General features: G+C 73.0%; 23 protein-coding genes. 9 read left to right on the forward strand and 14 right to left on the reverse strand.

Features of this window, described 5'->3' with window-relative positions:
* Positions 1-13: 13 nt before the first annotated feature.
* Both ACXJKF_RS11715 and ACXJKF_RS11720 read right to left on the reverse strand, forming a co-directional pair.
* Complete coding sequence (locus ACXJKF_RS11715) at positions 14-1,390, reverse strand: PhoH family protein (RefSeq protein ID WP_456787893.1); 1,377 nt, start codon at positions 1,388-1,390, stop codon at positions 14-16.
* Positions 1,391-1,765: 375 nt separating this feature from the next.
* Entirely contained in the window at positions 1,766-2,527 is a 762-nt protein-coding gene (locus tag ACXJKF_RS11720; protein ID WP_456787894.1) for an isoprenyl transferase, read from the reverse strand.
* A 261-nt stretch (positions 2,528-2,788) separates the two neighbouring features.
* On the opposite strand from ACXJKF_RS11720, the gene trhA reads away from it, so the two are divergent.
* Entirely contained in the window at positions 2,789-3,526 is a 738-nt protein-coding gene (trhA, locus tag ACXJKF_RS11725; protein WP_456787895.1) for a PAQR family membrane homeostasis protein TrhA, read from the forward strand.
* A gap of 4 nt (positions 3,527-3,530) precedes the next feature.
* Here trhA and ACXJKF_RS11730 read toward each other — a convergent pair whose 3' ends face one another.
* From ACXJKF_RS11730 to mca, 3 genes are read right to left on the reverse strand one after another with little or no spacing between them, the layout of a single operon-like run.
* A complete protein-coding gene (locus tag ACXJKF_RS11730) occupies positions 3,531-4,328 on the reverse strand; it encodes a carbon-nitrogen hydrolase family protein (protein WP_456787896.1) in 798 nt (265 codons plus the stop codon).
* 32 nt (positions 4,329-4,360) lie between these two features.
* On the reverse strand, positions 4,361-4,738 hold the full coding sequence (locus ACXJKF_RS11735) for a hypothetical protein (RefSeq protein WP_456787897.1): 378 nt from the start codon (positions 4,736-4,738) through the stop codon (positions 4,361-4,363).
* Complete coding sequence (gene mca / locus ACXJKF_RS11740; RefSeq protein ID WP_456787898.1) at positions 4,735-5,619, reverse strand: mycothiol conjugate amidase Mca; 885 nt, start codon at positions 5,617-5,619, stop codon at positions 4,735-4,737. The genes ACXJKF_RS11735 and mca overlap by 4 nt, the downstream gene beginning before the upstream one ends.
* Before the next feature lie 180 nt (positions 5,620-5,799).
* On the opposite strand from mca, the gene ACXJKF_RS11745 reads away from it, so the two are divergent.
* Together ACXJKF_RS11745 and greA are read left to right on the forward strand one after the other, a co-directional pair.
* Complete coding sequence (locus ACXJKF_RS11745) at positions 5,800-6,219, forward strand: DUF4307 domain-containing protein (RefSeq protein ID WP_456787899.1); 420 nt, start codon at positions 5,800-5,802, stop codon at positions 6,217-6,219.
* A gap of 251 nt (positions 6,220-6,470) precedes the next feature.
* Positions 6,471-6,956 carry a transcription elongation factor GreA gene (gene greA, locus ACXJKF_RS11750; protein WP_456787900.1) on the forward strand — a complete coding sequence of 162 codons (486 nt, stop codon included), beginning with the start codon at positions 6,471-6,473 and terminating at the stop codon, positions 6,954-6,956.
* 51 nt (positions 6,957-7,007) lie between these two features.
* Here greA and ilvA read toward each other — a convergent pair whose 3' ends face one another.
* Genes ilvA through ACXJKF_RS11765 form a run of 3 tightly spaced genes read right to left on the reverse strand, consistent with a single transcriptional unit; the run spans position 7,008 to position 10,737 of the window.
* On the reverse strand, positions 7,008-8,207 hold the full coding sequence (gene ilvA, locus ACXJKF_RS11755) for a threonine ammonia-lyase (protein WP_456787901.1): 1,200 nt from the start codon (positions 8,205-8,207) through the stop codon (positions 7,008-7,010).
* Positions 8,204-9,508: an AI-2E family transporter gene (locus ACXJKF_RS11760; RefSeq protein WP_456787902.1), complete on the reverse strand. Its 1,305-nt coding sequence runs from the start codon at positions 9,506-9,508 to the stop codon at positions 8,204-8,206. The genes ilvA and ACXJKF_RS11760 overlap by 4 nt, the downstream gene beginning before the upstream one ends.
* A complete protein-coding gene (locus ACXJKF_RS11765; RefSeq protein WP_456787903.1) occupies positions 9,505-10,737 on the reverse strand; it encodes a cystathionine gamma-synthase in 1,233 nt (410 codons plus the stop codon). The genes ACXJKF_RS11760 and ACXJKF_RS11765 overlap by 4 nt, the downstream gene beginning before the upstream one ends.
* A gap of 204 nt (positions 10,738-10,941) precedes the next feature.
* On the opposite strand from ACXJKF_RS11765, the gene msrA reads away from it, so the two are divergent.
* On the forward strand, positions 10,942-11,610 hold the full coding sequence (gene msrA, locus ACXJKF_RS11770) for a peptide-methionine (S)-S-oxide reductase MsrA (protein WP_456787904.1): 669 nt from the start codon (positions 10,942-10,944) through the stop codon (positions 11,608-11,610).
* 332 nt (positions 11,611-11,942) lie between these two features.
* Here the strand turns inward: msrA and ACXJKF_RS11775 are convergent, their stop codons facing one another.
* Positions 11,943-12,230 carry a SelT/SelW/SelH family protein gene (locus ACXJKF_RS11775; RefSeq protein WP_146845625.1) on the reverse strand — a complete coding sequence of 96 codons (288 nt, stop codon included), beginning with the start codon at positions 12,228-12,230 and terminating at the stop codon, positions 11,943-11,945.
* 67 nt (positions 12,231-12,297) lie between these two features.
* Here ACXJKF_RS11775 and ACXJKF_RS11780 point away from each other — a divergent pair, with 67 nt between their 5' ends.
* Positions 12,298-13,161 carry a CPBP family glutamic-type intramembrane protease gene (locus ACXJKF_RS11780; protein WP_456787905.1) on the forward strand — a complete coding sequence of 288 codons (864 nt, stop codon included), beginning with the start codon at positions 12,298-12,300 and terminating at the stop codon, positions 13,159-13,161.
* A 9-nt stretch (positions 13,162-13,170) separates the two neighbouring features.
* On the forward strand, positions 13,171-14,415 hold the full coding sequence (locus tag ACXJKF_RS11785) for a D-arabinono-1,4-lactone oxidase (protein WP_456787906.1): 1,245 nt from the start codon (positions 13,171-13,173) through the stop codon (positions 14,413-14,415).
* A 54-nt stretch (positions 14,416-14,469) separates the two neighbouring features.
* Here the strand turns inward: ACXJKF_RS11785 and ACXJKF_RS11790 are convergent, their stop codons facing one another.
* The 3 genes from ACXJKF_RS11790 to ACXJKF_RS11800 are packed head-to-tail and all read right to left on the reverse strand — an operon-like array spanning position 14,470 to position 16,709.
* On the reverse strand, positions 14,470-15,384 hold the full coding sequence (locus ACXJKF_RS11790) for a transglutaminase-like domain-containing protein (protein WP_456787907.1): 915 nt from the start codon (positions 15,382-15,384) through the stop codon (positions 14,470-14,472).
* A gap of 33 nt (positions 15,385-15,417) precedes the next feature.
* Entirely contained in the window at positions 15,418-16,242 is an 825-nt protein-coding gene (locus ACXJKF_RS11795) for a MerR family transcriptional regulator (RefSeq protein ID WP_456787908.1), read from the reverse strand.
* 56 nt (positions 16,243-16,298) lie between these two features.
* On the reverse strand, positions 16,299-16,709 hold the full coding sequence (locus ACXJKF_RS11800; protein ID WP_456787909.1) for an FKBP-type peptidyl-prolyl cis-trans isomerase: 411 nt from the start codon (positions 16,707-16,709) through the stop codon (positions 16,299-16,301).
* A gap of 110 nt (positions 16,710-16,819) precedes the next feature.
* On the opposite strand from ACXJKF_RS11800, the gene ACXJKF_RS11805 reads away from it, so the two are divergent.
* The 3 genes from ACXJKF_RS11805 to ACXJKF_RS11815 are packed head-to-tail and all read left to right on the forward strand — an operon-like array spanning position 16,820 to position 18,923.
* The gene (locus ACXJKF_RS11805) at positions 16,820-17,683 is read left to right on the forward strand and encodes an alpha/beta fold hydrolase (protein WP_456787910.1); all 864 of its coding nucleotides are present in this window, start codon (positions 16,820-16,822) and stop codon (positions 17,681-17,683) included.
* A complete protein-coding gene (locus ACXJKF_RS11810) occupies positions 17,676-18,263 on the forward strand; it encodes a TetR/AcrR family transcriptional regulator (RefSeq protein WP_456787911.1) in 588 nt (195 codons plus the stop codon). The genes ACXJKF_RS11805 and ACXJKF_RS11810 overlap by 8 nt, the downstream gene beginning before the upstream one ends.
* A gap of 54 nt (positions 18,264-18,317) precedes the next feature.
* Positions 18,318-18,923, forward strand: coding sequence for a class I SAM-dependent methyltransferase (locus ACXJKF_RS11815; protein WP_456787912.1), 606 nt, complete (start codon positions 18,318-18,320; stop codon positions 18,921-18,923).
* 7 nt (positions 18,924-18,930) lie between these two features.
* Here ACXJKF_RS11815 and ACXJKF_RS11820 read toward each other — a convergent pair whose 3' ends face one another.
* Both ACXJKF_RS11820 and ACXJKF_RS11825 read right to left on the reverse strand, forming a co-directional pair.
* Positions 18,931-19,935 carry an acetylxylan esterase gene (locus tag ACXJKF_RS11820; RefSeq protein WP_456787913.1) on the reverse strand — a complete coding sequence of 335 codons (1,005 nt, stop codon included), beginning with the start codon at positions 19,933-19,935 and terminating at the stop codon, positions 18,931-18,933.
* 20 nt (positions 19,936-19,955) lie between these two features.
* Positions 19,956-21,341: a cystathionine beta-synthase gene (locus ACXJKF_RS11825; protein ID WP_456787914.1), complete on the reverse strand. Its 1,386-nt coding sequence runs from the start codon at positions 21,339-21,341 to the stop codon at positions 19,956-19,958.
* Positions 21,342-21,375: the final 34 nt, after the last annotated feature.

Consider the following 21,375-nt stretch of genomic DNA (forward strand, 5'->3'; position numbering starts at 1 on the left):
GTCCGGTCGTCGATCAGACCTCGATGCTCTCCAGCAGCTCGGTCACGAGTGCGGCGACGGGTGAGCGCTCCGAGCGGGTGAGCGTGATGTGCGCGAACAGGGGGTGGCCCTTGAGCGCCTCGATCACGGCGGCGACCCCGTCGTGCCGGCCGACCCGCAGGTTGTCCCGCTGGGCCACGTCGTGCGTGAGGACCACGCGCGAGCTCTGCCCGATGCGCGACAGCACCGTGAGCAGGACGTTGCGCTCGAGGGACTGGGCCTCGTCGACGATGACGAACGCGTCGTGCAGCGAGCGCCCGCGGATGTGGGTCAGCGGCAGGACCTCGAGGATGTCGCGGTCCATGATCTCCTCGACGACCTCCTTGGACACCAGCGCCCCGAGGGTGTCGAAGACGGCCTGCGCCCAGGGGTTCATCTTCTCGTCGGCGCTGCCGGGCAGGTAGCCGAGGTCCTGGCCGCCGACCGCGTACAGCGGCCGGAACACCATGACCTTGCGGTGCTGCCGACGCTCCAGCACCGCCTCGAGCCCGGCGCACAGCGCGAGCGCCGACTTGCCGGTCCCGGCGCGCCCGCCGAGCGAGACGATGCCGATCTCCTCGTCGAGCAGCAGGTCGATCGCGATCCGCTGCTCCGCGCTGCGCCCGTGCAGGCCGAACACGTCCTGGTCGCCGCGGACCAGCTGCACGTGCTTGTCCGCGGTGACCCGGCCGAGCGCCGAGCCGCGCGGGCTGTGCAGCACGACGCCGGTGTGGCAGAGCATGTCGTTGGGGTTCTGGCCCCCGCCGAAGCCGCTCGCCACGTCGGCCAGCGCCACCGACTCGTGCTCCCAGAGCGCCGACATCTGCTGCTCGGCCAGGTCGAGGGCGTCCATGCCGGTCCAGCCGGAGTCGACGGCGAGCTCCGCGCGGTACTCCTCGGCGGTCAGCCCGACCGCCGACGCCTTGACGCGCATCGGCAGGTCCTTGGAGACGACGACGACGTCGCGCCCCTCGGCCGCGAGGTTGGCCGCGACGGCGAGGATCCGGGTGTCGTTGTCGCCGAGCCGGAAGCCGTCCGGCAGGGCGCTGGGATCCGTGTGGTTGAGCTCGACGCGCAGCGTGCCGCCGTCGTCCCCGAGGGGGATCGGGATGTCGAGGCGGCCGTGCTCGATGCGCAGGTCGTCCAGCATCCGCAGGGCCGACCGGGCGAAGTAGCCGAGCTCGGCGTGGTGCCGCTTGGCCTCGAGCTCCGTGATGACGACGACGGGGAGGACCACGTCGTGCTCCGCGAACCGCAGGATCGCCCGCGGGTCCGAGAGCAGGACCGAGGTGTCGAGCACGTGGGTCTTGCGGCCATCAGTCACGGTGACGGGGGTCGTGGACTGGGGGTCGAGCTGCGCCTTGCTGACCACGGCAGGCTCCCTCTGGCGCTACGTGCGCCGAGACGGGCACCGGACACCGGCGTCCTGCCAGAGCAGGACCACGCACCGACGTACGGCGACGGGACGGGGGCGGTCGGCCCCTCCAGGAACAGAGGGCCGGATCCGGCCCTCCTCCCGGAGCGGATGCTCCATGGGCTGGCCTCCCGGGGACGGCGGTCGCTGTCCTCTACGGCGGAACATAAGCCCGTCGCGACGCCGCCACGGGGAGGCACGCGAAGGTGTTACACGCCGTTCATCTGACGTTTCGAGGCTCCGACGGCCGACTCGCGGCGGAGCCGCAGGTGGGAGCGGCAGATCAGCCCGGAACGGCCTGGACGCGCGTCCGCAGAATTAACCCGAACGGTGTCAGCGTCCGCCGCGGCGCTCCCGCGCGGCGTAGGCGCGGACCGCGCGCAGGAAGTCGACGCGCCGGAAGTCCGGCCAGTACGCCTCGCAGAAGTAGAACTCGGAGTGCGCGCTCTGCCAGAGGAGGAACCCCCCGAGCCGCTGCTCCCCCGAGGTCCGGATGACGAGCTCGGGGTCCGGCTGCCCCTTGGTGTAGAGGTGCTCGGCGATGTGCTCGACGTCGAACGCCTCCGCCAGCTCGTCCAGGCTCGACCCGGAGTCGGCGTGCTGGCGCAGGAACGACTTCACGGCGTCGGCGATCTCCTTGCGGCCGCCGTACCCGACCGCGACGTTCACGTGCAGACCGACCACACCGGCCGTGGCGTCCTGCGCCGCGACGAGGGCCTTGACGGTCTGGTCCGGCAGCATCTCGAGCGCGCCGACCGCCTGGATCCGCCACCGCCCGGTCGCCGCGAGGGCGCCGACCGCGTCCTCGATGATCCGCAGGAGCGGCTCCAGCTCGTCGGCGCTGCGGGCGAGGTTGTCCGTGGACAGCATCCAGAGCGTGACGACCTCGACGCCGATGTCCTCGCTCCACTCGAGCAGGTCGGCGATCTTGTCCGCGCCCGCCTGGTGCCCGTGCCGGGTGGACTCCCCCACGCTGCGCGCCCAGCGGCGGTTGCCGTCGAGGATCACGCCGACGTGGCGTGGCAGTCCGTCCTTCGGGAGCGACGCCGCGAGCCGGCGTTCGTACAGCCCGTAGAGCGGGTGGGGCAGACGCACGCGCACTCCTTGGTCCAGGCGACGGGAACCCGCTCACCGTACTCGCCGGGGGCGCCCCGCGGACCCGGTGTCCCCGCCCACGGGACGACAGCCACCGGACCTTCACAGGCCTCGCCCAGGACCGGTCGCGGGGTAGTTTCGGAGGTATCACCCGGGGGCTCCGTCGACCGCGTCACATCGCCCCCGACACGGTCGACACGCTACCTACGGTGTCGTAACCTACGGTGTCGTAGGTTTCCGCTGACGAATCGAGTCCGGTCCATGAGCTCCACCCCCGCGCCCGCGCCCGGACAGCCGGGCGCACCGGCCACGGCCTCGCCCGAGGCCGTCGAGCACGAGGGGCTGGTGGACCGGGTCGCCGAGACCGTCAAGCCGCACCTGCGCGGCTGGATCCACGCGGGCGTCACCCCGTTCGTGCTCGTCGCGTCGATCGTCCTCGTCGTCCTCTCGCCGACGCCGCTGGCCAAGTGGTCCACCGCCGTCTTCGGTGTCACCGCGGTCATGCTCTTCGGCACCAGCGCGGTCTACCACCGGGGTCACTGGTCGCCCAAGGTCGCCGGGGTCCTGCGCCGGCTCGACCACACCAACATCTTCCTCATCATCGCCGGCACCTACACGCCGCTGTCGGTCCTGCTGCTGCCCGCCGACACGGCTCGCACGCTGCTGATCGTCGTCTGGTCGGGTGCGCTCGTCGGCCTGCTCGCGCGCGTGTTCTGGCTCGGCGCGCCCCGCTGGGTCTACGTCCCGGTGTACGTGGCGCTCGGCTGGGTCGCGGTCTGGTTCTTCCCGGAGTTCTACCGCTCCGGCGGCCTGGCGATCGTCCTGCTCATCGCCGGAGGCGGCCTCGCGTACACGCTGGGCGCGGTGGTGTACGGCACCAAGTGGCCCAACCCGAGCCCCCGCTGGTTCGGGTTCCACGAGATCTTCCACGTGCTGACCGTGGTCGGGTACGGGTGCCACTACGTCGCGGTCTCGCTGGCGTCGTACGGGTCGGTCTGACGGGTCAGTCGAGCGCGACCACCGTGTAGCGTCGGTTGCCGAGCGACGGGTTCTGCTCCCGGACGCGCAGCAGCGCCGCACCGTCCAGGTCCACGGTCCGCACCTGTGGCTGCTCGTCCATCTCCAGGCCGACGATCCCGTCGGGCGCCACCACGAGCGAGCGCCCGGTGACCCCCCTGCCGGCCTGCCCGACGGCGACCACCGCAGCGGTGTTCTCGATCGCACGCGCGATCGCGAGCGTCCGCCAGTGCATCGCCTTGAGGTCGCCGGCCGCCCACGCCGCGGGCACGACGAGCACCTGGGCGCCCGCGTCGACCAGCCGGCGCGCCGACTCCGGGAACCGCAGGTCGTAGCAGGTCAGCACCCCGAAGGTCAGGCCACCGACCTCGACGACGAGCGGCGGCGCGTCCGTCGGCCCCGGCGCCAACCGGTCCGACTCCCGCTGGCCGAACGCGTCGTAGAGGTGCACCTTGCGGTACACCCCGACCAGCACGCCGGACCCGTCGACGGCCACGACCGCGTTCACCGCGCGCGGGTCGTCACCGTCCGCGGGCAGCGTCGTACCCGCCAGCACGGCCACGCCCGTCGCCTTCGCGCGCGCGCGGAGCATCGACACGAACGGCCCGTCGAGCGGCTCCGCGTGCTCGGCGCCGACCCCGCGAGGGTCGAACCCCGACGCGTACTCCGGCAGCACGAGCACGTCCGCACTGGCCCGGGACGCCGTCTGGAAGGCGTCCTCCACCACCTCGCGGTTGGCGGTGTGGTCGTCGCTGACCTGCAGCTGCGCCACGGTCACCCGCACGGAGGGCCGCTGCGGCGGCGCCGGGGCCGCGTTCACCGGGGCGCGCCCGGCTGTCCGGGCGACCCGTCGCCCGGCTCGTCGTCGGGACGGACGTCCCTCGGGGCTACCTCGACGTCCGCGTCGACCTCGAGGTCCGGGCCACCGGGGCCGGCGTCGATCATCCCGAGGTCCTGGTGCGGTCGGGCGGTCCGGTCGTCCCCGTCCTCGTCGTCGTCGAGGCCCAGGGCCTTGGCACGACGGTCGACGACCCGCAGCTGCTTGGTCAGGGAGAGGAACAGGAAGACGACCGCGAGCGCGAGCGCGAACGTGAACACGAACCCGAGGAACCCCGGCGAACCCAGTGGGGTGCCGTCGATCGAGACGTCCGTCGGCGACGGGCTCGGCGCGACGAGGAGCAGGGCACCGGTCACGGCGTCGCGCCCTCACGCAGGCCGGCGAACAGGTCGTCCTCCGGCAGCGTCACGGGCACGCGCGAGGACGCGAGCTCGTACTCCTCGGTGGGCCACTGGGCGATCTCGAGCTCGCGCGGCACCGCGAAGAAGAAGCCGTCCGGGTCGATCTGGGTGGCGTGGGCGCGCAGGGCGTCGTCCCGCTGCGGGAAGTACGCGGAGCACTCGATGCGCGTGGTCACCTCGCGCTCCGGGACCTCGCGGGCCTGCCGGGAGTCGAGCCAGTCGCCGAACGGGGACTCGCGGCCGGCGGCGACGATCGCGTCGTGCACCGCGCGCATCCGCGCGAGCGAGAAGCCGTGGTTGTAGTAGAGCTTCGAGGGCGCCCACGGCTCACCGCGGCCGCGGTAGCGCTCGGGGTCGCCCGCGGCCTCGAACGCCTCCGCCGACACGCGGTGGCACATGATGTGGTCGGGGTGCGGGTAGCCGCCCGACGGGTCGTACGTGGTGATCACGTGGGGCCGGAACTCGCGGACCAGCTCGACCAGCGGGGCCGACGCCTCCTCCAGCGGGAGGAGCGCGAAGCAGCCCTCCGGCAGCGGCGGCAGCGGGTCACCCTCGGGCAGCCCGGAGTCGACGAAGCCCAGCCACCGGTGCCGGACCCCGAGCGCGGCCGCGGCGGCGGCCATCTCGTGCTTGCGGTACTCCCGCATGCCGTCCAGACCGCCCTCGACCGCCGGGTGCTGCGGGTTGAGCACGTCGCCGCGCTCCCCACCGGTGCACGACACCACGAGGACGTCGACGCCCTCGGCCGCGTACCTCGCCGTGGTCGCGGCGCCCTTGCTCGACTCGTCGTCGGGGTGGGCGTGCACCGCCATCAGGCGCAGCCGCTCTCCGGTCACCTCGGGCCTCCCGTCGGTCGCCCGCCGGTGGCCCGCCGGGACCGCGGGGGCGCGGTCCGCTCGGCACGGGCGGGTGGCTGGACGAGAGACAATGATCGCTCACGCGACGCGCACGTCGCGCCACCATCCGCACCGAACACCGTCCGCTCTCGTCGCCCGCGCGAGAGCACGAGGAGCCCCGTGACCGAGTCGCCCGCCACCCGACCGCCCGCCGGTCGGTACGGTCCCGAGCCGACCGCACGGTCCGCCCGGCGCGGACGGATCGGGATCGTGGTGGCCGCGGTCGTCGGCGTCGCCCTCGTCGTCTGGATCGGCCTCGCCATGGCCGGGAAGCCCGTCTCGACCAAGGACGTGGGCTTCCACGTCGACGGGTCCCGGTCGGTCGACGTGACCTTCGAGGTGACCAAGCCCAAGGAGGCGACGGTGACCTGCACGGTCTCGGCGCTGTCGGAGTCCTACGCCGAGGTCGGGGTCCGCACGGTCGAGGTCGGCCCGGCGGACACCGCCACCCGCCGCGTCACCGTCACCGTGCAGACCACCGAGCTCGCCGTGACCGGGATCGTGGAGTCGTGCGAGCTCGTCGAGGACCCCGCGCCCTGATCCGGCCGCGCGGCGGGTGAACTCGGGGTTCCGTCGGCCCCGCCTTGCTATCCTGTTCGTTTCAACGCCGCCCCGGTCCGGCGCCATCACTGGTCCACCCGACCGCGAGGGAACGGCGGAGCACCCCTGGAGTACCCGCTATCCGGACGCGTCCGCAGGATGCGTCCGGTCGATCGGACTGCCGAGCGCTGACCCCCCGGGCAGCGTGCAGATCGGCCCCGTCCGGCACACACGTCAGGAAAGGAGCGATCGTGACCGATACGACTGCGGCCACATGGTTGACCCAGGAGGCCTACGACCGCCTCACGGCCGAGCTCGCCCACCTCGAGGGCGAGGGCAGCGCCGAGATCATCGAACGCATCGCCGCCGCGCGCGACGAGGGCGACCTCAAGGAGAACGGCGGCTACCACGCCGCTCGCGAGGAGCAGGCCAAGCAGGCCGCGCGCATCCGTGAGCTCAAGGAGAAGCTGCGCAACGTCCAGATCGGGACGCCCTCGGACGACGGCGTCGTCGAGCCCGGCATGGTCGTGACCGCCCTCGTCGCCGGTGACGAGATGGTCTTCCTGCTCGGCTCCCGCGAGATCGCGGGGACGTCCGACATCGAGGTCTTCTCGCCGACGTCCCCCCTCGGCGCGGCGATCAACGGCACCAAGATCGGTGACTCCACCTCGTACACCGCGCCGAACGGGCGTGAGATCAAGGTCAAGATCACCGACGCGAAGCCCTTCGCGGGCTGACCCGCACACCACGACGAGGCGTCACCCCACGGGGTGGCGCCTCGTCGTCGTTCACGTGCCGAGCCGGTAGCCCGCCGCCCGCAACCGTTCCACGACGTGCTCGCAGTGGTCGGGGCCCTTGGTCTCGACCTGGACCACGATCGCGACCTCGTCGAGCTGCAGGTCGCCGACGGTCCGCGCGTGCGAGACGTGCATGACGTTCCCGCCGGTGTCCGCCAGGGCCCGCAGCAGGTCCGCGAGCGCGCCGGGGGTGTCGTCGATCCGGACCTGCAGCTGCAGGAACCGCCCCGCCGACGCGAGCCCGTGGCGGACCACCCGCATGAGCACGAGCGGGTCGATGTTGCCGCCGGACAGGATCACCACGACCGGACCCTCGAGGGGTCCGAGGCCTGCCATGACCGCGGCCGCGGCGGCTGCCCCGGACGGCTCGACCAGCATCTTGGCGCGCTCTGCGACGAGCAGGAGCGCACGGGAGAGGTCCTCCTCGGAGACGGTCACCACCTCGATGTGGTGTCCGGCCAGGATCTCGAACGGCACGGAGCCCGGCGTCCCGACCGCGATGCCGTCGGCCATGGTCCGCAGCTCCGGGGCCGGGATCGGGTGCCCGGCGGCGAGCGAGGCGGGGTAGGACGCGGCGCGGGCGGCCTGCACGCCGATCACGCGCACGTCCGGACGCAGCTCGGCGAGCGCGGCGACCACGCCCGCGGCCAGCCCACCACCACCGATCGGCACGACGACCGTCGCGACGTCGGGGACCTGCTCGACGATCTCGAGCGCGATGGTGCCCTGCCCGGCGACGACGTCCTCGTGGTCGAACGGGTGGATCAGCACCGCGCCGGTGCGCTCCGCGAACTCGCGGGCGTGCACGAGGGCCTCGTCGACGCTGGCGCCGACGAGCTCCACCCGGGCGCCGTAGTCGCGGGTGGCGGCGATCTTCGGCAGGGCGGCGTCGGCGGGCATGAACACGACCGCGGTCAGGCCCAGCATGCGCGCCGCGAGCGCGACCCCCTGCGCGTGGTTGCCCGCACTGGCCGCGACGACACCCCGCGCCTGCTCCTCGGGCGAGAGCCGGGCCATGCGGACGTAGGCGCCACGCAGCTTGAACGAGCCGGCGCGCTGCAGGTTCTCGCACTTGAGCCAGACGTCGGCCCCGCACGCCTGCGACAGCGCGCGGCTGAGCTGCACCGGGGTGCGGTCGGCGACCCCGTCGAGCAGCACCGCCGCCGCACGGACGTCGGCGAGGTCGGTCATCGCGGGCTCGTCGTCGGCGCGTCGTCCGGGCCACCCGGCTCGCCGGCCTCCTCCGCCACCGTGTCGACGGTGGCGGGCGGCTCGTCGGCGTCGAGGCGCTCGGCGGTCTCCGCCTCGGTCGCCACCCGCTCCGAGGTCGCCTCCGCCACCTGCGCGATGGCGCGGTCGAGCACGGGATGGCCTCGACCGCGCACGGGGATGTGGTCGTCGGTGCCCAGCTGCGGGAACTTGTCGTGCCCGTGCAGGTAGAGCAGGACGGTGTTGAGGGTCGCGGCGATCGGCACCGCGAACAGCGCGCCGACGATCCCGGCGACGAACGAGCCCGCCGCCACCGACAGCAGGACGGCGACGGGGTGCAGCGACACCGCGTGGCCCATGAGGAACGGCTGCAGGACGTGCCCCTCGATCTGCTGGACGGCCAGGACCACGATGAGCATCCAGAGCGCGGTCACCGGGCCGTTGGACACGAGCGCGACGAGGATCGCGATCGAGCCCGTGACGACGGCTCCGACGATCGGGATGAACGAGCCGAGGAAGACCAGGACCGCCAGGGGCAGCGCGAGCGGCACCTGCAGGATCGCCGCGCCGAGGCCGATCCCGACGGCGTCGACGGCCGCGACCAGGATCTGCGTGCGCGTGTAGGCGCCGAGCGTGACCAGTCCGCGCCGGCCCGCCTGGTGCACGTGCTCGCGGGAGCCGCGCGGCAGCAGCCCGACGATCCACGCCCAGATGGTGCGGCCGTCGAGCAGGAAGAAGAACGTGCAGAACAGCGCGATGAGCGATCCCGCGGCGACGTGCGCGACGGTCGTCGTGGCGTGCAGCGCGCCGGTGACGAGCTCGGAGCTGCCTCCGCTGAGCGACCCCTGGAGCTTCTCCATCCACCCGGAGATGTCGGTGGTCGTGAGCTGGAGGGGGCCTTCCGCGAGCCACGTGGTCAGCTTGTCGATGCCCTGTGCGGCCTGGTCCCACAGCTCGCCGAAGCCCTTGACGATCGAGCGGCCCGCCAGGGTGAGCAGCCCGGCCACCAGGACGACGAGGCCGGCGAGCGAGAGGCCGACGGCCGCCACCCGCGGGAGCCCGCGCCGGTCCAGCCAGCCGACGAACGGGGCGAGCAGCACCGTGACCAGGAGGGCCACCGCGATCGGCACGACGACGACCTTGAGCTCGCTCAGGAGCCAGAGGAGCACCGCGAGGGCGGCACCGATGAGCAGCAGGCGCCACGACCACGCGGCGGCGTTGCGGACCGACGGGGGGACCGAGGTGCCGTCAGGGTTCGGGAGGCGTGGCTCGGCGGCGCTCACGCGTCGCGTCCAGAAGCCAGCGCGGCGTCCAGGTCGGCGATGAGGTCGGCGACGTCCTCGATGCCCACGGAGAGCCGCACGAGGTCGTCGGGGACCTCCAGCTCGGTACCCGCCACCGAGCCGTGCGTCATCTTGTGCGGGTGCTCGATGAGCGACTCGACGCCGCCGAGGGACTCCGCGAGCGTGAACACGTGCGTCGCCGCGCAGACCGCCAGCGCCGAGGCCTCGGAGCCCGTCCGGAACGAGATCATCCCGCCGAACCCGGTCATCTGCCGGGCGGCCACCTCGTGCCCGGGGTGGCTGTCGAGGCCGGGGTAGATGACCGACGTCACCGCGTCGTGCGCCACGAGGAAGTCGGCGATGGCGCGCGCGTTGCTCTGGTGCCGGTCCATGCGCACCGCGAGCGTCTTGAGCCCGCGCAGCGTGAGCCACGCGTCGAACGGGCCCGCGACGGCACCCGAGGCGTTCTGGTGGAACCGCACCGCGTCGGCGAGGCTCGTCGTCCCCGTCGGCGCCTCCAGCCCGACGGGCAGCTGCGCACCGTCCGCGACGACGAGCGCGCCGCCCACGACGTCCGAGTGCCCGCCGATGTACTTGGTCGTGGAGTGCACGACGACGTCGGCGCCCAGCGCGAGCGGCTGCTGCAGGTAGGGCGTCGCGAACGTGTTGTCGACGACGAGCAGGGCACCGGCCGCACGCGCGTGCGCGGCGAGGACCGCGATGTCGGCGACGCCGAGCAGCGGGTTGGTGGGCGTCTCGACCCAGACCACCTTGGTGCGCCCCGGCTGGATCGCGGCGACCACCGCGTCGGCGTCGGACAGGTCGACGGGGGTGTGCTCGATGCCCCACGGTCCGAACACCCGCGCGATCAGCCGGTACGTGCCGCCGTACGCGTCGTTCGGGACGACGACGTGGTCGCCGGGCCGCAGGGTAGCCCGCAGCAGGGTGTCCTCGGCGGCGAGGCCGGACGCGAACGCGAAGCCCGCGGCGCCCCCTTCCGCCGCGGCGAGCGCCGACTCCAGCGCGGTCCGCGTCGGGTTGGCCGAGCGCGAGTACTCGTACCCGCCCCGCAGCCCTCCCACGCCGTCCTGCTTGTAGGTCGAGGTCGCGTAGATGGGCGGGACGACCGCCCCGGTGGCCGGGTCCGGTTCCTGACCTGCATGGATGGCGCGGGTCGAGAAGCCTGCGGAGGACCAGTCGTCGTCGTGGGGGTGCGCGTGGTTCGTCACGCGTCCCAGGCTAGGCGCTCCGTGCGTTCGTGCTCGGGCGGGCAACGCCGGGTGCGCTCCTGGTCATGGGGTGGTGCGCTATCGGTCTGGTATTGGTTCGGTCAAGACTTCTTCATCTCCGCGGGAACACGGACGGGGTGCGTACCGTTGCAGATCCCGGGAGGACCGGGTTGACCCACCGGGCTCCCGGAGAGGATCACGACCATGAACTGGCTGTTCGGTTCCGCCCTCAAGACCACGATGGTGACCCCCGAGAAGGCCCTGGCCGGACGCGACCGGTACGCGTACACCGTCCCGACCACCCACACCGTCCTCGGCACCCCCCTGCAGGGCCCCTGGCCCGAGGGCACCGAGGTCCTCTACGTGGGGATGGGCTGTTTCTGGGGCGCGGAGCGCACCTTCTGGAAGATCCCCGGCGTCGTCACGACCGCCGTCGGCTACCAGGGTGGGTTCACGCCCTTCCCGTCCTACGAGGAGACGTGCACCGGGCAGACCGGGCACACCGAGATCGTGATGATCGCGTACGACCCCACCGTCGTCTCGGCCGGCGACCTCCTGCGCACCTTCTGGGAGTCGCACGACCCGACGCAGGGGTACCGGCAGGGCAACGACGTCGGCACCACGTACCGGTCGGCGATCTACACCACCACGCCCGAGCAGGAGCTCGCCGCACGCAGCACCCGCGACGAGTTCCAGCCGCGACTGACCAGGTCCGGCTTCGGGGAGATCACCACCGAGATCCGGTCCGCCGACGAGGCGGGCACGTTCTACTACGCCGAGGGCTACCACCAGCAGTACCTCGACAAGAACCCGGCAGGCTATTGCGGGCTCGGCGGCACCGGCGTGTCCTGCCCCCGCCCGACCGACGCCTGACCCGTCACCCGACCGACGCCGGCCCGTCGCTGATCAGCGGCGGGCCGGCGTCGTCGCACGTCCGTCGCGGCCCGGCATCGTGACTGGCTCGTCGCCGTCAGATGTACGGGCGGGTGACCGAGGAGCCCCCGCTGTCGGTCACCCGCCCGTCATGGGGCCGGCCGGAGTCCCCCGTGTTTCCCGGCCAGCCGCCCTCGGGAACGTCTGTGGCGGACCGGCCGGGTCGCTCTCCCTACCGGTCCGCCGCGAACCTATCGACGCCGGACGGACACCGTCCACGGTCGTCCATCTGGCGCTGGACCCCGGTCCACCTGCACAAACGTCCATCTCGGTCAGCCCTCGGCCACCCGGTCCGTGTGCCCCAGCGGCTTGTCCGGCGCGACGAGGTCCCGCACGATCCGCTTCAGCTCGGGCAGGTCGGGGAATCCGCCGCGCTCCGACCGGTCCCAGACCAGGACGTCGTCGACCTCGACCCGGAACACCCCACCGGTCGCGGGCCGCAGCGCGACCTCCCCGAGCTCGCGGTGGAAGGTGGTCAGCAGCTCCTGCTGGTACCAGGCGGCGCGCAGGAGCCAGCGGCACTGCGTGCAGTAGGTGATCGCGACGCGCGGGAGGTCCATGGGGCAAGTGTCGCCCAGCGGCCGACGAGCAGTCAGACTGCTGCTTCGACACCCCGGAGGCTCCCCCGTGACAGACCCGCTCAGCGCGAGCACCACCCAGGTCGTCGACCGGACGCGAGGCCAGGACGCTCTCCGCATCCTCGCCGCCGCGCTCGTGTGCGGTGCGGCGGTCCTGCTGTTCGCAGTCCACGTCCGCCCGCTCGGGTACGTGCCGCTGGTCCTGGGCGTCGCCCTCGGGCTCGTCGTCGACAAGCGTCTCGGCCGGGACCTCGCCCTGATCGCGCTGGGTCAGGTGATCATCAGCACGATCTCGTTGAAGGCCGACCTGTCCAACGTGGGCATGCTCCGGTTCACGGTGGCGCTGGGTCTGGCGGTGATCGTGCCGACCCTCATCTCGAGCCGGGTGTTCCACGACGACAAGATCCACTTCCCCGTCCGGACGGGCAGGCGCTGGGACCGGTGGCAGGCGCTGTACCTGGTCGCGGTGGCGTTCGCGGCGTACCTGATCCTGCCGGCGTACTTCCTGGGGTCGGGGGTGTGGCAGAACTGGCCGGACCTCGACGGCACGGGGGACGTCGCGCGGCTGTTCGTCGGCGTCAACGCGGTCGGCATCTGGGACGAGCTGTTCTTCATCTGCGTCGTGCTCGCGCTGCTGCGACCGCACTTCCCGTTCTGGCTGGCCAACCTGCTGCAGGCGACGGTGTTCGTGTCGTTCCTGTGGGAGCTGGGCTACCGCGAGTGGGGGCCGCTGCTGACCGTCCCGTTCGCACTGATCCAGGGCTGGATCTTCCGTCGGACCACGTCGCTGACCTACGTGGTGGCGGTGCACCTGCTGTTCGACCTCTTCGTGTTCATGGTGCTGGTGCACGCGCACGACCCGAGCATGTTCGACATCTTCATCACCGGACCCACCCCGGGCGAAGCGCCGTAGGTTGGTCCGGTGACGCTGACGAACTGGGCCGGCAACTACACCTACCGCGCGGGGGTCGTGCACCACCCGGGCTCCGTCGAGGAGCTGCAGGAGCTCGTCGCGGCCTCCCCGAGGATCCGCGCGCTGGGCACCCGGCACTGCTTCAACGACCTTGCCGACGACCCCGCCGCGCTGGTCGCGCTCGACGGCCTGGAGGCGGCGCCGGAGGTCGACGAGCAGGCGCGGACCGTCACGGTCACCGGCGGCACCCGCTACGGGACGCTCGCGCAGCACCTGCACCCCGCCGGCTGGGCGGTGCACAACCTCGCGTCCCTGCCGCACATCTCGGTGGCCGGTGCGGTCGCCACAGCCACGCACGGCTCGGGCGACGCGAGCAAGAACCTGGCGTCCGCCGTCGCGGCGCTGGAGATCGTCGGCCCGGACGGAACGCTGCGGACGGTCCGCCGCGGTGATGACGACTTCGCCGGATCCGTCGTCGCGCTGGGTGCGCTCGGCGTGGCGACCCGCGTGACCCTCGACATCGAGCCCACCTACGACGTCGCGCAGGAGGTCCACCTGGACCTGCCGTGGACGGCGGCGCTGGAGCACCTCGACGAGATCACGAGCAGCGCCGACTCGGTGAGCCTCTTCACCGACTGGACGGGCGACACGATCCAGCAGGTCTGGCGCAAGACGCGCGTCACGCCCGGCTACACGCTGCGCACCGACCTGTTCGGCACCACCCCCGCCGACGGCCCCCGCCATCCGCTGCCCGGCATCGACCCCGTGAACTGCACCGCGCAGCTGGGCGAGCCCGGCCCGTGGCACGACCGCCTGCCGCACTTCCGGATGGACTTCACGCCGAGCAACGGCGACGAGCTCCAGTCGGAGTTCCTGGTCCCCCGCGCGCACGCGGTCGCCGCGCTGGAGGCGGTCCGGGCACTGAGCAGCCTCGTCTCCCCGTTGCTGCAGGTCACCGAGGTCCGCACGATGGCCGGCGACGACCTGTGGCTCTCCGGCGCGCAGGGCGGCCCCCGCGTCGGCCTGCACTTCACCTGGCTCCCGCGGCAGGCCGAGGTGGAGGCGGTGCTGCCCACGATCGAGGCCGCGCTCGCGCCGTTCGGCGCACGACCGCACTGGGGCAAGCTCTTCGCCGACGAGAACCGCGACCTCGCCCGCCTCTACCCCCACTGGGACGACTTCCGGGCCCTGGTCGCACGGACCGACCCCGACGGCGTCTTCCGCAACGACTTCCTGGAGCGGCACGTCCTCTAGTCCCGAGGATGTTCGCGTCATGGCGCTCACATCCTCGGACGTCGCGGCGTCAGGTCAGGACCGCCAGCGGTTGACCTTCGCGACGAGGTCCGCGTCGCCGACCCGGCCGGTGGGCGACAGCGTCACGACACCGCTGCCCGGCTGCAGTCGCGGGTCGCTCGCGTACCGCTCCTCCAGCTCCGCCTCGGCCGCGGCCGAGCCGGCGTCCGCGGCGACGAGCAGCTCCGCGACCTCATCGGCCAGCCGGTCGAGCTCCTCGGCGGGCGTCGGTGTCTCGGGCAGCGTGTCGCCCCAGACGTCCCACAGGAGCAGCTCGTCGCGCTGGCGGTGCGCGAGCTCGGTGACCACGTACCCGCGGACGAACTCGGGGCCGCACAGCTCGGGCAGCGACGGGTCGACGCCGTAGGTCGACACGTCGAGCCCGTCGCGACGGAGCGCCAGCCAGACCTCCGCCGCGGTCTCGAACGGTGCGCCGAGCCCGGTCGCCATGTCGTGCGAGTCGAAGCCGAACCAGTTCTCGGCCATGTTCAGCTCTGCGTCGAAGCGCACCCAGCGCGACCCGTCCCAGCGCTCGGCGACCACGTGGTCGTGGTGGAACCCGGGGCGGAAGTACCCCGCGAACCCGACGCGGCTGCGCGCCGGGATGCCGTGCTCGCGCAGGACCCCGATCGCGAACAGGGTGTGGTCGCGGCAGCAGCCGGCGATCTGCTGCGCGGGCGGCCGGGCTGCGTCGAGGGGTCCGGCCGCGCGCTCCTGAGCCTCGCCGAGGATGTCGGACAGCCAGCGCAGGTCGATGTCCGCGTCCTGGCCCGGTGCGAGCTGCTCGGCGCCGGCCCGGTAGTGGACGACCGTGCTGCAGGCGGCCAGGTGCAGCGCCGCGGGGTCGGTGCCGACCGCCGCGAGCAGCGGACCGTGGGCTCCGGGGTCGGTGAACGGGCTGTGGCTGGCGTACGCGTCGAGAGCGGGCATGGCCTCAGCGTGGCGTCTGCCCCTGGGGGAGGGTCAAGCGACCGGCTGCGCGACGTGCGCGACGACGCCCTCGTCGGACCACGGGACGGGGTAGATCTCGCGTGAGGGTCCTGCCGCTCGACGGCCGTCGGTGCTGAACCAGGTCTCCAGCGCCACGTAGGCGCCGATGATCTGCGGGTACCGGCAGTCGGCGGCCGTCACCGGCACGAACGCCATCGTCTGCGCCGGCTCCTGCCGCAGCACGACCGGGCCGACGGGGACGACCGCACCCTCGTACGGCACGCACGTCTCGATCGGGCCGTCGCCGTCGTGCCCCACCGCACCGTGGAACAGGACCCAGAACTCGGTGCCGTACGACGCACCGCCGGCGTGAAGGTACGCGCGGAGCTCCAGCACGTCCGATGCGAACGCGGCGACGAGGTCCTCCTGCAGGACGTGCCGGCGGATCGTCGCGACCGTCCGTGCCTCGACCTGCCGGACGACCACGTCGTCGACGCCGAACTGCCCGGGGTGCCCGACACGGTCCGGGGTGCCCAGGGAGTGCAGCACCAGGTCGAGCTCCGGGCCTCGGTCGGCCAGGTCGCGCTGGCGGTCCTGCCACCAGGCCCGGATCGCGGCCGCCTGTCCAGCAGGCTCGGCGAGGACGTCGGCGATCGTGCCGAGCGGCATCTCCAGCCGCCGCAGCAGCGAGATCGTGCGTGCCCTGCCCAGCTGCTCGGGGTCGTAGTAGCGGTACCCGCTGCCCGGGTCGACGCGCACCGGCTGCAGGAGCCCGCGGGCGTCGTAGAGCCGTAGCGCCTTGAGCGAGAGGCCCGACCGGCGCGCGAACTCGCCGATGGTCACCTCGCCGTCCGCCACGGGCCGAGGATAGCGACGGGCCCCTGCGCCGGAGCGCAGGGGCCCGTCGCGGGCGATCAGGCGGCGCTGGTGCCGACGATGTCGACGACGAAGACGAGCGTGGCGCCACCCTTGATGCCGGCCTGCGGCACGCCGCGGTCGCCGTAGCCGAGGTGCGACGGGATCGAGACGAGGACGCGCGACCCGACCTGCTGGCCGACGAGCGACTGGTCCCACCCGGCGATGACCATGCCGACGCCGATCGGGAAGCTGGTCGTGGCGCCGCGGTCGTAGGAGTTGTCGAAGATGCCGCCCTGCCACGACTGGCCCAGGTAGTGCACCTCGAGCTCGTCGCCGGCCTCGACGAGGACGCCGTCGCCGCGGGACAGGACCAGGACCTCGAGCTCACCGGACGCACTGGCGTCAGGGAAGGTCAGCGTCGGCTTCTGGCCGAAAGAACCCGAGACCTCGGGCAGCGCTGCGGACATGACGTACTCCTTCGGTGGATGACAGTGCGCGCACCATCTTGCCAACCCCGACCGACAGGCGCCGAACCGACGGGTTGACGGCGTTGGCTAATGCCATTAGCTTTACCGTCATGACCCAGTTCCTCAGCCGCCCTGAAGGGCGCATCGCCTACTCGCTCGACGGCCCGGCTGCCGGTCCGCTCGTCGTCCTCGTCCCCGGCATGGGAGACCTGCGCAGCACCTGGCGGGAGCTCGTCGGCCCGCTCGCCGAGGCCGGCCACCGCGTCGCCGTCATGGACCTGCGCGGCCACGGCGAATCCGACACCACCTTCGCCACGCACGGCGACGTCGTGACCGGCCAGGACGCCCTCGCGCTCGTCGAGCACCTGGGCGGCCCGGCGGTCCTCGTCGGCAACTCGATGGGCGCCGGCGCCGCCGCATGGGCCGCCGCCGAGCGACCCGACCTCGTCGCGGGCCTGGTCCTGACCGGCCCGTTCCTGCGCGAGCGCCCGATGCCGGCGATCGCCGTCGCCGTCCTGCACGGCCTCGAGCGGGTGCTGTTCTCCCGCCCCTGGGGTGCGGCCCTCTGGGCGTCCTACTACCGCGGGTACCTCAACCGCGGAACCAAGGCGCCGTGGCTCGACGAGCACGTCGCGGACCTGAGGTCGGCGATGAAGGACCCCGCGCACCTGCGCTCGTTCCGGCACCTCACCGTCCAGCTGACCCACGCGCCGGTGGAGGCCCGCGTCGGCGAGATCACCGCTCCGGCCGTCGCCTTCGTCGGCGCCATCGACCCCGACTTCCCGGACCCCGCGGCGGAGGCCGAGTGGCTGCGCGGCGCGATCGGTGCCGACGTGACGCTCATCCCGGACGTGGCGCACTACCCGCAGCACCAGGCGCCCGAGGTCGTCGTCCCCCGCACGCTGGCGTTCCTCGCGGACCTCCCCCGCGACGCGACCGGCCGGTTCCAGGTCCGCGCGAGCACGCGTGCCTAGGGCGGGGCTCGACCGGTCCGCCGTCGTCGACCTCGCCCTCGCGGTCGTCGACGACGGCGGCGCGACGGGCTTCGCGGACCTGACTCTCGCCGCCGTCGCGGCCCGGGCCGGCGTCGCGGTGCCCAGCCTCTACAAGCACGTCGCCGGACTGCCTGCCCTGCGCCGCGAGGTCGCGCTCGTCTGTATCGAGGAGTACGACGCCGCCCTCCAGGCCGTCCGCGCGGACCACTCCGGCACCGACCTGGTCCCCGCCATGGCGCGGGCGATCCGCGGCCTTGCCCGACGCTCCCCCGGCCGCTACCAGGCGGTGCAGGGCGCGGCCTGGGTGCACGACCCCGACGCGCACGCCGTCCGCGAGGCGAGCATCCGGGTCGTCGACGAGATCGCCGACGCCGTCACCGCGCTCGGCGTCCCGGACGACCGCCGGATCGACGCCGTGCGCGCCGTCCGTGCCGCGGTGCACGGGTTCGTGGTGCTCGAGCTCGACGGCGGCTTCGGGATGCCCGACGACGTCGACGCCAGCTTCGAGTTCCTCGTCGCCGGGCTCGTCGGCGGCCTGGAGCGCCTCAGCGTCCGGTAGCCCTGTGCACCCGGCCCGTCCGGTGCTGGGATGGGGGCGGGGAGGTGTCGGGCGATGAAGGGTGTCCGCACGGGGTACGGCCTGGCGTACCGCATCGGGTTCACGCCGTGGGAGCACTACGGCCGCGTCGAGGCGTCGACCGTCGCCGCCCTCCTGGACCGCGAGGAGGCCGACCGGCCACACCCGCCCGGTCGGGCGCTCGACCTCGGTTGCGGCCGCGGCCAGAAGACCCACGAGCTCGCCCGCCGGGGCTGGGACGCCGTCGGCGTCGACACGGCCGTGCACGCCATCGAGGGGTCGCGCCGGGGCGCACCCTCCGGGGCGCGCTTCGTGGTGGGGGACGTGACCGCGCTGGCCACCGACCTGGGCAGGTTCGACCTCTTCCTCGACGTCGGCTGCTTCCAGCACCTGGACCTCGCCGAGCGGACGGCGATGGGCCGCGGCGTCACCGCGCTCGCGAACCCGGGCGCGACGCTGCTGATGCTCGAGTTCGGGGCGACCCGGCTGCGCTCGTTCGTCGGCGGCGTGACCCGGGCGGAGATCCAGTCGGCCTTCGCGGGCTGGGACCTGCTCGCGGCCGAGCCCGCGAGCACGACCGGGCTCGGGTGGCCCATGTCGAGGACGTCACCGCAGTGGTTCCGCCTCGGGCTCGCCCCCTGAGGTCGTCTCAGACCAGCACGGCCCGCGACGCCAGCAGCGCTCGCAGCCAGCGCAGCTGGCGGTCGAGCTGGTGGGCCTGACCGCCCTCGTGCTGGTTGAACGCGTAGACCTCGATCTCGGTCGCCGGGTCCGCAGCCGACAGCCCGGCGTAGTGGTTGTAGGCCGCGAACACGGTGGACGGCGGGCACGTCTGGTCCCGCAGCGCGACCGAGAACAGGGCCGGCGCCGAGGCGCGCCGCGCGAAGTGCACCCCGTCCAGGTAGGACATGGTCCGCAGGACGGTCGCCTCCTGGTCGCGGTGCACGGCGAGGTACTGGACGAGCTCGCCGTACGGGAACGCGTCGGTGATCCCCAGCGCACGCGGGTAGTGGCACAGGAACGGCACGTCCGGCATGACCGCGGCGAGCCCGTCGACCAGTCCGCCGACCGCGAGCGCGAGCCCGCCACCCTGGCTGATCCCCGCGACGGTCACGCGTGCGGGATCGACACCGGGCAGCGCCCGCACGGCGTCGACCGCGCGGACCGCGTCCGTGATGAGCCGGCGGTAGTAGTGGTCGTGCGGGTCGAGGATCCCGCGCGTCATGACGCCCGGCGACGCCGGTCCCGAGCCCGCCGGATCCGGCGTGTGGCCGCCGTTGCCCCACGTGGAGCCCTGCCCGCGCGTGTCCATGACCAGGTGCACGTACCCCGCGGCGGCCCAGGCGAGCCGTTCGTGCGCGAACCCGCGCCCGCCGCCGTACCCGATGAGCTCGACGACGGCGGGCAGGTCCCCGGCCACCCCCGTGGGGCGCGTCACCCACGCCTTGATCGGGTGCCCGCCGAACCCGGCGAACGTCACGTCGAACGCGTCGATGACCGTCAGCCCGGAGTCGACGGGCGTCACGGTCAGCCCGAGGTCGAACGCACGCGCCTCGGCGAGCGTGGTGTCCCAGAACTCGTCGAAGTCCGCCGGCTCGTCCAGCACGGGCAGGTAGCGCTCGAGCTCGGGCAGGGGCAGGTCGAACAGGGCCATCGTGCTCCTAGCGGGAAGAGTCAGCGGGCGAGGAATCCGAGCAGATCATGCCGGGTCAGCACCCCGACGGGCGACCCGTCGTCCACCACCATGAGCGCGTCCGCCTTCTGCAGGGCCGACCTCGCCGACTCGACGCTCTCCCCCGAGCCGATCAGCGGCAGCGCGGCGGACATGTGCCGGTCCACCCGGTCGGAGAGCTCCGCGTCCCCCGAGAACACCGCGTCGAGGAGCTCGCGCTCGCTGACCGCGCCGGCCACCTCGCCGATCTTCACGGGCGGCTCCGCACCGACGACGGGCATCTGGGAGACGCCGTACTCGTGCAGGATCTCGATGGCGTCGCGGACCGTCTCGTTCGGGTGGGTGTGCACCAGGTCGGGCAGCGTGCCGGTCTTGGTGCGCAGCACGTCCGCCACGGTGGCGCCCTCGTCGGCGGCCAGGAACCCGTACGACCGCATCCACTTGTCGTTGAAGATCTTGGACAGGTAGCCGCGTCCGCTGTCGGGCAGGATCACGACGATCACGGCCGCGGCCGCCGCCGACGGGTCCTCGTCCTGCAGCCGACGGGCGAACCGCAGCGTCGCCTCGACCGCCATGCCGCACGAGCCGCCGACCAGCAGCCCTTCCTCGCGGGCGAGCCGACGGGTCATCGCGAACGAGTCCGCGTCGGAGACCGCGATGATCTCGTCGGGCACCGTCGGGTCGTAGGCGGTGGGCCAGAAGTCCTCACCGACGCCCTCGACCAGGTACGGCCGTCCGTCGCCGCCGGAGTACACCGAGCCGGCGGGGTCGGCGCCGATGACGACCACCCGTCCGTCGGAGACGTCGTGCAGGTACCGCCCGGTGCCGGTGATCGTGCCGCCCGTGCCGACACCCGCGACCATGTGCGTGACGCGGCCCTCGGTGTCCGCCCAGATCTCCGGGCCGGTCGTCTCGTAGTGGCTGGCCGGGCCGTTCACGTTGGCGTACTGGTTCGGCTTCCAGCCGCCGGGGATCTCCTTCGCCAGGCGGTCCGACACCGAGTAGTACGAGTTCGGGTGGTCGGGGGCGACCGCGGTGGGGGTCACGACGACCTCGGCACCGTAGGCGCGCAGCACGTCGCGCTTGTCCTGGCTGACCTTGTCGGGACAGACGAAGACGCAGCGGTAGCCCTTGCGCTGGGCGACGAGCGCCAGGCCGACGCCGGTGTTGCCGCTGGTCGGCTCGACGATGGTGCCGCCGGGCAGGAGCTCGCCGCTCGCCTCCGCGGCCTCGATCATCTTCAGGGCGATGCGGTCCTTCACGGAGCCGCCGGGGTTCAGGTACTCGACCTTGGCGAGGATCGTCGCCGTCAGGCCTGCCGTCACGGACGTGAGCTGGACGAGCGGGGTGCCGCCGACGAGCTCCGAGATGTGCTTCGCGTACTTCACGACCGACTGCTCCCAGGGGTGTTGGGGTGGGCCA

Source organism: Cellulomonas sp. P5_C5 (genome assembly GCF_054049655.1).